6 protein-coding genes and 1 pseudogene are annotated in these 12,374 nt (G+C 47.3%); 3 read left to right on the top strand and 4 right to left on the bottom strand.

The window, feature by feature from the left end; all coding sequences use genetic code 11:
• Nucleotides 1-29 precede the first annotated feature (29 nt).
• On the bottom strand, nt 30-509 hold the full coding sequence (locus tag DXA87_RS09710; RefSeq protein WP_158553063.1) for an HD domain-containing protein: 480 nt from the start codon (nt 507-509) through the stop codon (nt 30-32).
• A 321-nt stretch (nt 510-830) separates the two neighbouring features.
• Here DXA87_RS09710 and DXA87_RS09705 point away from each other — a divergent pair, with 321 nt between their 5' ends.
• Complete coding sequence (locus DXA87_RS09705; protein WP_117504134.1) at nt 831-1,619, top strand: TraX family protein; 789 nt, start codon at nt 831-833, stop codon at nt 1,617-1,619.
• A 150-nt stretch (nt 1,620-1,769) separates the two neighbouring features.
• Here DXA87_RS09705 and DXA87_RS09700 read toward each other — a convergent pair.
• A pseudogene (locus DXA87_RS09700) lies at nt 1,770-2,974 on the bottom strand (IS110 family transposase).
• A 280-nt stretch (nt 2,975-3,254) separates the two neighbouring features.
• Here DXA87_RS09700 and DXA87_RS09695 point away from each other — a divergent pair.
• Nucleotides 3,255-3,512 carry a TM1266 family iron-only hydrogenase system putative regulator gene (locus tag DXA87_RS09695; RefSeq protein ID WP_117470367.1) on the top strand — a complete coding sequence of 86 codons (258 nt, stop codon included), beginning with the start codon at nt 3,255-3,257 and terminating at the stop codon, nt 3,510-3,512.
• Nucleotides 3,513-3,550: 38 nt separating this feature from the next.
• Here DXA87_RS09695 and DXA87_RS09690 read toward each other — a convergent pair whose 3' ends face one another.
• Both DXA87_RS09690 and DXA87_RS09685 read right to left on the bottom strand, forming a co-directional pair.
• Nucleotides 3,551-4,162 carry a hypothetical protein gene (locus DXA87_RS09690; protein WP_117504132.1) on the bottom strand — a complete coding sequence of 204 codons (612 nt, stop codon included), beginning with the start codon at nt 4,160-4,162 and terminating at the stop codon, nt 3,551-3,553.
• Nucleotides 4,155-4,913, bottom strand: coding sequence for a LytTR family DNA-binding domain-containing protein (locus DXA87_RS09685; protein ID WP_117504130.1), 759 nt, complete (start codon nt 4,911-4,913; stop codon nt 4,155-4,157). The genes DXA87_RS09690 and DXA87_RS09685 overlap by 8 nt, the downstream gene beginning before the upstream one ends.
• A 229-nt stretch (nt 4,914-5,142) precedes the next feature.
• Between DXA87_RS09685 and DXA87_RS09680 the strand changes: the two genes are divergently transcribed.
• Nucleotides 5,143-11,991 carry a YDG domain-containing protein gene (locus DXA87_RS09680; RefSeq protein ID WP_117504118.1) on the top strand — a complete coding sequence of 2,283 codons (6,849 nt, stop codon included), beginning with the start codon at nt 5,143-5,145 and terminating at the stop codon, nt 11,989-11,991.
• The last annotated feature ends 383 nt before the right edge of the window (nt 11,992-12,374 follow it).

Below are 12,374 nucleotides of genomic sequence, written 5' to 3'. Positions count from 1 at the left end.
AATTACAGTTGTTTTGCAGCTCCTTTGTGTTATGCAATGGAAACCTGCGGTACGGTATAGTGCCGGAAAAGATCGATGCAGGTAGCACATTTGTCGGCAAGGGTGAGGATCCAAGCTTCTCTTGAGGTCGGAAGGATCGGGTACAGGGGGAACATGTGGCTGGAGATCGCGTCACAGACCCTTATATCGACCTCGGGGATAATCTCCCGAACCGCCGCAACAGAGTCTTTTGGATGTCCCTTAAGGCATTGGTAATTGGAAGAAAATTTTTCCCTTCGTCCGATGATGCCAAGATCATGGGCCAGTGCGGCGATAATTAGCGTTGCCAGATTCAGCTTTATATGAAAAAGACTCAGAAGCTGATAAAATGCAATACAAAACAGCGCCACATTGATCGAGTGGGAAGCTACATCTGTGCGAAAATGATGCTTTTGATCTTTTGCATTTGCAAATTGGTTGCTTTCAAGAATACGATGCCCGTATGTAATGAGTAATTCAGAACGATTCATTTTAGTCCTTTCGTTAAGTACAGTGTTAAAATGTGACATATTGATGATACTGCAATAGAACAAGGATGTCAAGAAAGATTAACAATATTAACAATAAATTTACCTTTCTTTCCCGACAGGATATGGTAAAATATTAGTCAAGCGGATATTCGCAATCCGCTTTGCTACTTGCTCATAACCGATTAACTGCTCCGCAGTTTATCAGAAGGAGCTTGCACTCCTCCTGATACAAGCAAGTCCCCACCCACTGCTTATTGCTTTTCGCAATTGAAGCAGGGGACTTACTTGATTCGGTTAAATCATAAATGGGAGGAAGTTTTTGTGACAAATGACAGAAACAAAACGATACCGGAGCTTCCGAAGGGGAAACCGGAGTTTAATATCAGTGCGGCGCTGCTCCATATCATAGCGATGGCGCTTATGCTGATGGATCATCTTTGGGCGACTCTATTGCCGGCACAGGACTGGCTGACATGCGCCGGACGGCTTGCTTTTCCGATCTTTGCCTTTATGACTGTGGAGGGGTATTTTCATACCCGCAGCTTTAAAAAATATATTTTGCGGCTGCTCCTGTTCGCCGTTTTGTCGGAAATTCCCTTTGATCTGATGTACGGCGGAACATGGTTTTATCCGGTTCATCAGAATGTGATCTGGACATTTTTGATCGGACTTTCCGGGATACACCTGATGGAAGCCGCACGAAAAAAGAAAAAGCTCTGGCTGTTTCTTCCGGTTTCTGCATTAGTCGTTCTCGCCGGCGTGATACTCGGAACGATATGTATGGTAGATTATTATGGCGCCGGTGTGCTTATGGTCTTTATTTTTTATTTCTTCCGGGGACGGAAGTGGTGGTGTCTGGCGGGACAGCTTCTTACCCTCTACTGGGTAAATGTGGAGCTGCTGGGAGGATTGATGTATCCGATCTGCCTGTTTGGAATGGATATCGAGCTTTGTCAGCAGGGGCTTGCCTTGCTGGCGCTGATCCCGATCTGGCTGTATCGCGGACGGCAGGGATATCACAGCAAGGCGTTCCAGCTAAGCTGCTACGCATTTTATCCTGTCCACATGCTGATTCTTGTGCTGATATTGAATTATGTGAATTCTTTCTAAATACTAAATATATTAATATAACGAAAGCCTGCTAATAAAAAGTCAAGTGTTTTTTTGAAGAAAATTTCAAAAATCCGATTTGATATTTTGTGCATAACTTTTAAGCCGCCAGAAATGCCGGATTTGAAAGTGGTGATATAGAAAAGGGTGTTATTCTGTCTGTTCTAAGTTCTGCAGACATTCTTTGACTTTACCATAGTAAATGCGTAAGAACTTATTCGCTCCGGCTGTCATGTAGACATAGTAAGGCTTTCCCTGAGACCGTTTTTTGTCAAGAAAACGGTACACCGGATCGGCTTCAGGAGCATTTTGCAACAAGGTTGTCATGATCTGAAACAATGCCTTGCGGAGCCGACCTTTGAAGCCCTGTTGCTCTTTGACTTGTGCTGGCCGGATTCATCAACACCGGGGCCTACGCCCGCAAAGGCGGTCAGTGCTTCCCTGTGGGTAAACCGGGATACATCGCCGATCTCAGCGATGAGCTGAGGACCATAGGTTTTCCCAACGCCATAGATGCCCATTACGGTGCTGTATTCTGGAAGTGTGGATGCCAGTTCGTTCATTTCCCTGCGGAATCGTTCTACATGTTCGGAGGCAAGATTTAACTGCTGGATGCTTTGCTGGATCAACAGCTTATAAGTCTTCTCCTTTGGAAAGACGGCAACCAACTCCTTCGAGGCATTAAACAGTTTTTCTGGCCTGTCCTGCTGAAAGATATAGTGGTGCTTCTTACAGAAAGACATGTAGCGTTCTGTAAATGCCTTTAACCCAATCTTGCGGACACAATCCGCATGCCAGAAAGAATAAGCATAGTCAACCCATTTTTCACTCCCGTCCTCACGGGTGGGGCTGTCAAAGAGTTTGTTTACACCAGGATAAGTATTATCCAACAGTGCAATCAGATTTGCTTTTGCGGCAACCTTTTGTTTCATAAAGAAGCTGAATTGAGAGTTTAAAGTTTTTAACTGAGTACGTGTATTGTCCATACCTGAATATTGGCGCAGTTCCGTCCAGTTGTCAAGCGTATAGCGGGCAATTTTGCGGGCATCCGCCGGATCCGATTTCACCTTGCGCAGGGAGTTATTGCCAAAGTTTTTAATCAGGTGAGGATTTACAATGGAAATAAACAATCCAGCCTCGGATAGAGCCTTTACCATAGGCTCATGATATCTACCCGCACACTCCATAACGATCTTTGTGGTGCCGTCTAATGAACTCAAATAATCTGCCAGTTCATTGAGGTTTTGGGATGTGTGGGAGACATCAAAGGTCTTGCGGATCACAGTGCCGCCAGGCTGCAGGACTGCAACGGTGCTTTTACCCTTTGAAACATCAATACCTACTGCGTTGTACATTCTACGTACCTCCAAAAGTGAATTTGCATGGATTCCAGCATTTCTCATTGCCTATTCAATCTCCTGGGGTATCAAACGAACGTGAAGTAGTAGTTCAACCTGCATAAATCGAACGGCTGCAATGACAGGCTGGCTGACAGGCTTTCGTACGGACGCCAATGGTCCTAGGAGGTGTCGTCAGACCGATGCCTAATCATTATACAGCTTAAACAATGAGAGGATTAAGTCCCAACTGGCTGTTGGGTACTGAAACCCTACACTTATATATTAGGAGAAGGTTATGGAACAGGAAACAAGAATCGCAGTAGTGGGAATCATTGTAGAAAATAAAGAGGCTGTGGGGGAGGTCAACCAGATCCTTCACGATTACAGCCCCTATATTATCGGAAGAATGGGACTTCCATATGAAAAGAAACATGTGAACATCATCAGCGTTATCGTAGACGCTCCGGCCGACCGGATCAGCGCGCTTTCCGGGAAGCTTGGAAAGATCAGGGGGATCAGCGCGAAAGTGATGTATTCGAAGAATGGGCAGTAGGTGGAGAATAGCATGCTCCAAAGCTTCCCTGCATGGCATTATTCCCGTATGATATCAATCAGGGTATCATCTCTGGTTTCGAACCATTTCATAAAGGCATACCATTTTTTGCCATAAGACGTATGCTTACGAACAAAAAATGCATAGACGATCATGATCACCGCTATCTCGATCATTCCGAACACAAGTCCAAACGCGAATATATCGGTAATTTTGTTGAATTCATCATTAGAAATCACGCCTTTTAGCTGGTTTTGGTCGTCTAATAATAAGGTTACTGCTCTCTGATGCGGAAAATCTGTATCAAGATCCAATCCAAGCTTGGAGACATCATATTGATAGGAGCTGCCTTCTGTATACAGTACCGTGGTTGGACTGGTTCGTACTCCTCCTTTAAAAGCTGTTGCATTATAAGCTGTCAGCAATTCATTTGTCTTCAGATTCTGGATGTGATGACTTAACAGTACAGTGCCACAACAGATGATTATGGATATAAAGATCCAGAGAAGGCAATGGAATACCATTTTCTTAAAGGCGTTCGTTACCTTTGCATAGGTTGCATGATCTAGAGTTCTTTGCCCATAATCTAAAGCATTTGCAACTTCGTCAAAATTAATAGAAGTATGTAGAAATAAGCCTGCATTACTCATCGGTTATCATTCCCTTCCGCATACAGGTAAACAGGTATGCCATAAATGCTTCCCTTGTCTCTTTTTTCTTTCGACGGCTGCAGAAAAGGCAGGAACCATTTTTCAGACGGACAGAGCCATCCTCCTCCACAGAGATCACCTGCGAAAAATTGAGGAGGAGACTGCGGCCGCTCATATAAAAACGTCCGCCCTTCGGCAGCAGCGCCATTAGATCCGAAAAGGAGAGGCGCGTGGCAACATCCCCCTTTAACGTGTGGATGATCAGGCGGTGATTCTGCGTTTCCGCGTATAGAAAATCATCCAGAAGAATCCGCTGGCAGGATGACTGCCCCTGTCCAAGGACAGCCTGAATCTCAATATAAGCTGGTTCGGCCCGAAAAGTGCGGATCTCATTGAGACACCAGGCCAGTGTGTCCGCATCCACCGGCTTTAAGAGGTAGTCGAGCGGATGTACCCGGTATCCTTCAAGGGAATAATCCCGCTCATTGCTCACAAAGATAAGAGGGATCCGCGCGGCAACAGCTCGAAGCTTTTCGGCTGTTTCAAGCCCGTTCAGGCCGTTTTTTGCAAGCATGATATCCATAAATACAGCATTGAAAAGACCGGGGCGGAAAGCCTCTAAGAATGCTTCACCGCTCTCATAGCAGGTAAAATCAGCCATTTCTCCATGATTCTCGAAATTCTTCTGTATTAAATCGATCAGATGCTTCTGATCGAAAACGCAATCTTCCACAATAGCAATATGCATCATAATTGCAGCACTCCCTTCACCACGATGCTTCTGAACCAATTAGGTCGAGGTTTGACCATTTGCGTCGAGGTGGTTTTCAGAAAAACACGTAATTGATATACTATTAGTATAGAAGATTATGCGAAAAATGTAAATATTGCGGGAACTTGATGTTTATCTCAGTCGAGAAGACTTCCAACGCTTTTTGGTGGTAGTAATAGCAAATTTGTCTCAATGGGAGGAAAATGGTATGAGAAAAAAATCGAAACGAATTTTAGCAGCTGCATTGTCAGCTATATTAATATGGAATACATGTGAATGGCAGCCGCAGGCAATGGCGGCCGGTTCGCTGCAGCGGATTGGGGCTGAAACGGGAGCAGATGATACTGCGGAAACAGCAGAAAAAGAAGCTGCATTAAAAAAATCTGCATTAAAAGCCTCTCCGTCGGATGCTTCTCCGTCGAATGCGGAAGTAAAAGATAACCGCGGCGAGTCAGGTACAAGCAAAGCAGAAGCAGGAGCAGATGCAGATACAGGCAAAGCAGAAGTAGGGGCAGATGCAGATACAGGCAAAGCAGAAGCGGGAGCAGAGTCAGGTACAAACAAAGCAGAGGCAGGGGCAAACGGAGCAATAACAGGAACCGAGGCCGGAATAAACGGAGCACCAAACGGAACAGCAACAGGAGCAAAGATAGAAGCGTTTCTGGGGCTGGATGAGGCTATTGCGGTACAGAAGCTCTCTCTGGGTGCCAAAGAAAGCGATATCATCCTTCCGGATACTCTGGAGGTTCGGATGAAGCAGGAAACTTTAGAGGATGCTCCAAAAGCAGAAGGCGAACAGCAGATAGATGCGGAAGCTGACACCGAAAAAGAAAGCTTGGAGACGGATGCAGATGAGGATATCAGCAGGATTTCCGGCGTGACCTGGAAGTTGGATATCAATGAGAGCGACTATCCGGAATTTCACGGCGGGATCTCCCCACAGGACTATTTTGAAGAATTTAACGAGGACGGAGAGCCTATCGAAACCTCCGATAAGACTTGGAATAGCTATTATGAGGCGAACCAGGACTACAACGGCTGTGCCTATGTCTTCACACCGGTTCTGCCGGAGGAATATCCGGTGGGAGAGGAGGCAGAGCTTCCGGAAATCTGCGTTCTCGTAGGAGAGATGCAGCTGATGACTCTGGCAGGCGAGGAGCATAACCTGAATAATCAGCCGCTGCTCATTAATAGCGCTAACCAAAATGAGTTGAATGGAAAAACCATAACCGGCAGCTATTGCCCTACCAACCGACCAGAGTTTACATATACAGACATCAAGGGCGGTATCACAATTGATAATGTTACGGTCGATCTGACGATTAAAGATGTAACGATCCAATCTGATGGAGCCAGAGGATGGAATCTGGCCGGTATTTACCTGAAAGGCAATGCCCAGCTGAATCTGACCTTAGAAGGAACCAATAAACTTGTGGGACTGGATGAAGGAGCCGGAATTGAGGTGGGAAAAGATGCAACGCTGGTTATTACGGAGCAGAGTACCGGAAGTCTGAAGGCAGTGGGAGGCGCCTATGGGGCCGCCGGTATCGGAGGAAAACCCGGAACAACAGGTTACGAAGGTGCAGATAAGAACTATGGGACAGGAACGATTATAATCAAGGGTGGAAGCATTGTAGCTGAAGGTGGAGCTTATCAGGTTTCCCAATCGACGCGTTATCATGGAGGAGCCGGAATCGGAACCGGTCTGTATGGAATCGGCGGAACCATTGAAATACTGGGCGGAAGGATAACCGCAGCAGGAGGAAGGGAGACAGGAGCCGGAATCGGAGGCGGAGCTGGTGGAGGTGTAGACACCATCGTGATCGGCGGGACGGAAGGCGAAGCTCCCAATATAGCCGTATCTTCTTATAATAATGGCGAATTAGGATATCCGGGAGCTGCCATCGGCACCGGATGGAATGGAGTGGATGGTTTACAATTATCCTGTGGCGATATCCGGATATTAAGTGGATCTGTGGAGGTAACGGGCGGAAATATTGGTTATGGAGTGTTAAAGCCTTTGTCTGGAAATGGCATGAAAGGCGGCAGTGTCACTATTTCCGAGGAGGTGCAGTTAGAGCTGCCGCTTGAAAGCAAAATTGAGCCCCGGGGAGACTGTACCTACGGGAAGAAAACATTCCGGATCTCCGCATATGATAACCAGCTACCAGATGGAACCTATCCGGCGGACATATCCCTGTATCGGGAAAATGATACAGAAAAAGCAACTCCGGTTTATGAAACAAGCACTCAGATGACCGTCTCCGGATTCAGGGGAACGATACCGGATATAACCCAGTGGATAGGCCATTCTGGAAATATGCAGATGGTTGTAGTGCTGAAGCCTTCCGGGGGCGGGGAAGGTAAGACGATGGAGGGAAGGGTTGCTTTAAACAAAGGAAAGGATGAAACCATCTCCGTCACACTTGGAAAAACTGCCTACCAGAAGACAATGGATCTGACTATCCATGATGGCCGTTTGAAGAATGATAAGAATTATACACTGACGGCTCGGTTGGGGGAAGAAGCAAGCGAAGGCGGCACTGCACCGGATGTAGTAACCTATTTATCTCAAAAAGCTTCCGGTTATCAGCTAAAGACTGATAAAGTCAGCTGGTATACGCCTCTGTCCGGAGTGGTTCCGGTATCGGTTCAGGTAAAGGAAGAAGGAGGGGAAGGAGAAAATACGAATAGCTTTACAGTAACAGGATCCCTCACGATGAAGTCAGAGGAGGAAACGAAGCTTTCCCTTACCATCGGAGAACCCCTGTATCCTGTCCGGTTCCACTTCTATTCATCAAAGGTGCAGGCGGCAGAGAACGTATCCCTGACAGCCGGACGGCTGGCTGGAGCTGTCTCAGAAGCTCCGGTGGAATTAAAGCAGGACGAAGGCCAGTTTGCCTTTGACGGGAAGCTGACAATCGATGCAGAAGCAGGCAATCATGCATCTGCTCTGGCATATCTTCCGGCCGGAAATTACCGGTTTGTGATAAATACAGGCATCAAAGAATTAGGCAGCTCCGGTGGAAGCTTTACCCTGAACAGCGAAATGGTAAAGGCAGCGGCTGCCGGAACGGATATCATCGTATTAAATGCGGCAGAGGCACTGGAGGGAGAGCTGGATCTGTCCCTTGGAAATATATCTTTTTTAGAGGAAAATAGTCAGCTGACAATTTTATATTCTAAAAGAGATGCTTCCGGCCAGGCGGTTACAGCAAAGCTAATAGACCAGTCCTATGATAAATGCTATCGGATCACTTCATCTGGGAATAAGGTAGAGAAGTATCATCTCTCCGTGGATATCCCAGCTTCCAGGGAACTAAAGCTCGTATTAAAGAATCTTACGATTACACCGGAAAAGGCTATCGCACCGATTCAGATAAACGGAGAGTCCCAGGTGATCACCTATCTGGAAGGGGAAAACAAGATTTCGATTAATACATCAGAGAATTCTTCTTCATCTGCCGGCATCAGCGTGGCAAAAGGTGCGAAGCTTACGATTGACAGTGAACCGGAACAGCAGGGCTCCATAGAGGTGCTCAATAACACAAAGGTAAGCAAGACGGGTGCAGCAATTGGAGGAAATGTAGGACAGGATACAGGAATCATTCACATCAAGGGGGGAACTGTAATTGCAAAAATGACGGATTACAATCCTAGGGGAGCTGCCATCGGTGCTTCGGCAGGAAAAAGTGTAGAAGAAATACGGATTAGCGGAGGAGTTGTAACTGCAAAAGGTAGTTGGGGTGCCGGAATCGGAACAGGAAGTGCTGATAGCCAGGAAAGAACCGGTAAAATCGTGATAGAAGGCGGAACGGTGAATGCAAGCTCGGAGAACGGTGCCGGAATTGGAAGTGGTATTGGATATGCCCGTAGTAAACCGGCGATAACTGCCGAGATTGAGATTCATGGCGGAATGATTACAGCCTATTCTAAACAGGGAGCCTGCATCGGAAGTGGTAATGCCAGTTCATCGAAGGTGCTGATTGACGGCGGCACAATCTGCTTGGATATTAAGGAGTCATGGGAGAGATCAATCGCCCATATTGGGATGGGAAAAAATGATAATACACAGGCACCAACTGATGTGAAGATTAAGGGTGGAACGATCTGTTTGATAGGGGCGAATGGATATATAAAGCGACCGATCATTTATGGCTGGGAAAAGGTAGGCGAAACGTGGCAGAAGAATACACCAAAAGACGGGAAGGATGACCCGGTTTATTACACCACAGCGGATCTGACCGGTATCTATGAGAATAATACACTGGTTGAAAAAGCAGGTATTGAAGGTGAAGGAAGCACCTACGGCTTTAAGGATGTCCGGACAGATTCCAGCGGAAAGCTCTATATGTACCTTCCGGCTTCGGAGGCAGTGAAAGCCTCCTTTGGCGGTGTGGAATTTACCGGAAAGGTTGAGGCAGGCAAGGATGAGAATGTATTAGAGCGTGAACAGACCTCTATTGATTATCAAAGGGAAGTCCTGAAAAATACGGCTCTGTATGAGCTGGAATATGCGGAATCTCAGGATGCCACAACCTGGACAAGAATCCGGGCAGGCGGCGAGGCTCCTCTGACAGAAATTCTGGATAAACAGCCGGAGAGTGCGACAGAGATTACTCTGTATGTGCGCAAGGCAGCCGCAGGTTCCACCACAGAAGGTGAAGCAGTCGAGATAAAGATTCCGGTAAGACCGGCAAAACCGGCCCAGATACAGGGAACAGATGTAACGAAAGACAGCTACTCTATCAGGGTAAAGGGACAGCCCGTTTCCGGTTGTGAGTACGGAATTTCAAAATCTGCGGATAGTGAGCTTCAGTGGCAGTCAGGGAATCAGTTTAGTAATCGGTTTAATGGTCTGACTCCGGCTCAAACCTATTATGTAACCCTTCGTGTGAAAGCAACAGACAGCGACTTTGCATCGAAGCCGGCTGATCGCTTATCGGTGACAACGCCGGATATCTTACAGATCGGCGGCTCCGGCACTGTATCCTTTGAAGCGAAGGGAACCTATGGACAGACACTTGATCAGATTCCGGTACAGCTGGCAGAGGGATTTCGGGTCGTTAATTATAGTGGATCACCGGTTTCAGGAACATGGAAGTTCAGTACGGATCAGAGCGGAACATCCGCTTCCTCAATTTATCCGGAGGTAACGGGAACCACTGCATATCAGGTAGAATTTAGCCCGGAGGGAGCATCGGAAGGGCAGTATGGAGAAACTTTGACCCAAAGTGTGATTCCGGAGATATCTCCGATAGAGTTGCAGGCAGTTGTTAAGACACCCATTGAAAAGTCCTATGACGGAAGTACCGATATCGCATTAGAGGCGACGGTAAAAATAGGAGCTTCGGGTCAGAGCTATACTATCAGTGGCCTGAAAGGAAGCTTTGAAGATGCCAATGCCGGAACCGGTAAGGCGGTAACCATTGATTCCTCAAAGGCAAGGGTTGAGACGGGTGAGAGCACAGTGAATCTGCAGAATTACCTTATCACATATCCAGCTCAGACCGGAACCATCCATCGGATACAGGGTTCGATTTCAATCGATCCGCAAGCATGGACTGGAGAAAAAACCTATGGAGATGACAGCTTTTCCTTGACAGGTGTGAAGGTAGTGGGAGATGGAGCTCTGACCTATACAAGCTCCGATGCAAATGTTCTCACCGTGGACGAACAGGGTCAGGTGACCATCAAAGGCACTGGTTCCGCAGAGGTAAGCATCACCATGGCAGAGGGAACAAATTACCTTGGCACAAGCACACCGGCAAAGAGAACGATCACCATTGAAAAAGGAACACTCACCCTTGCCTTAACGGCTGTGAACCGGAGTACCGGAGCGCAGCAGCCGGAAGGGATTCTCGGAACCTACGAGGATGATTTTGATATCATTGCAAGTATTCAGGGAGCGTATGGTGACAAGCTGCAGGGTAAGATCCGCTTCTATGATAATGGAAATCAGGTTCCGGATACGATCCCTGTAGGGGAAACTGGAACTGCGGTTCTCAACCTGACAAAGCCGGGAGTCGCATCCGTAGGAACGCACCGGATGACAGCCGAGTTTGATTTTGACACTTATGATGAGTGGGCGGCCAAATACAACACGCCTGCTCCGGCTGCGCATACCTTCGCAATCGGAAAGGTGGCTGCACCGCAGATCACCTGGCCGACGGCAGCATCGGTGAAGGCGGGAAGTCCTCTGAGTGATTCTGCCTTATCAGGAGGAAGCACTGAATACGGAAGCTTTTCCTGGAAGGATCCGGCCTTAACGGCACAGGCGGGCACCCATAGCTACGAGGTGGTATTTACACCGAATGAATGGGCCTCCGCTCGTTATGAGATCGCAGCAATGACCGGTATGGCAGAAGTGACAGCAACGGAAGATAAGCCGGACGAAACGGAAAAACCGGGCGAAACGGAAAAGCCGGGTGAAACGGAAAAACCGGGCGAAACAGGCAAACCGGGTGAAACGGGAAAACCAGGCGAAGCAGGCAAGCCGAACGAATCGAACAGAACGGATGATTCAGATGCTTCGGATGAGCCGGAAATACCAAGTCGCAACAACCCGTCCTCCGGTAAGGATAAAACCTCCGGCAGCGGTGCAGTCAGCCACGATTCAGTCAAAGGAACGATCGACAGTATGGCAGGAATTATCACAGGAGAAACAAACAGCTTTGTCAATGACGGAAAGAGCCATTGGATGATGGATGAGCATGGCTGGTGGTTACGCTTTGCAGATAATACCTATCCGAAGGGTATCGTACGTGATTCCGGTGATATTTCGCATAGCTGGGAGCAGATCAACGGAAATTGGTGGGCCTTTGATGAAGCTGGCTATGCCAAGACAGGCTGGTTAAGAGATGAAGATTACAGCGGGTGGTTCTATATGGACCTGGAACGCGGCATGCAGACCGGCTGGGTGCTTCTCGATGGAGCATGGTACTATTTTAACCCGATTTCCGATGGAAAGAGAGGGATCATGTACGCCGGACAAAGGACACCGGACGGATACTATGTAGATAAAAACGGTGTCTGGGACGGAAGAAGCAAGCAGTAAAGCGAGCTTCAAGCCGAACCTCCGTGGGACTTGGCGCGTGATTCTGGTCAGCGAAGCTGACATGCTTCTATCAGAATCACTGCGCATCTTCGCGGAGAGATGCTCTTGCACTAAGTATAGAATAATCCGGAATGGATCCGCAGGCTTTGGGAATCCTTCCGGATTTCTATTTTACTTACTTATTTCTATTTACTTATTTTTCGCAGGAAGAAATCCGCTAAAATTAAGCTTGTCAAGCGTTTCGGTGAACGCTATAATAAAAAAGCATTAATCGGCATCGGAAACAGGACAACACCGTTCTCGCTGTCATTGCTGCGAGTCAGGCGAAAGCCTGTGAGTTGAAAAATATTGTTATATATTTATAAAAAGGCAATTGAATTGAA

The sequence above is a fragment of the Desulfotomaculum sp. OF05-3 genome (genome assembly GCF_003435535.1).
GTDB lineage: Bacteria > Bacillota > Clostridia > Lachnospirales > Lachnospiraceae > Pilosibacter > Pilosibacter fragilis.
This window is presented reverse-complemented; position numbering and strand designations above follow the sequence as displayed.

What these genes read in the sequence shown, in the direction of transcription:
- DXA87_RS09680 (WP_117504118.1), top strand. Translation starts at nt 5,143, where the DNA reads ATGAGAAAAAAATCGAAACGAATTTTAGCAGCTGCATTGTCAGCTATA.
- DXA87_RS09690 (WP_117504132.1), bottom strand. Translation starts at nt 4,162, where the DNA reads ATGAGTAATGCAGGCTTATTTCTACATACTTCTATTAATTTTGACGAA.
- DXA87_RS09685 (WP_117504130.1), bottom strand. Translation starts at nt 4,913, where the DNA reads ATGATGCATATTGCTATTGTGGAAGATTGCGTTTTCGATCAGAAGCAT.
- DXA87_RS09695 (WP_117470367.1), top strand. Translation starts at nt 3,255, where the DNA reads ATGGAACAGGAAACAAGAATCGCAGTAGTGGGAATCATTGTAGAAAAT.
- DXA87_RS09710 (WP_158553063.1), bottom strand. Translation starts at nt 509, where the DNA reads ATGAATCGTTCTGAATTACTCATTACATACGGGCATCGTATTCTTGAA.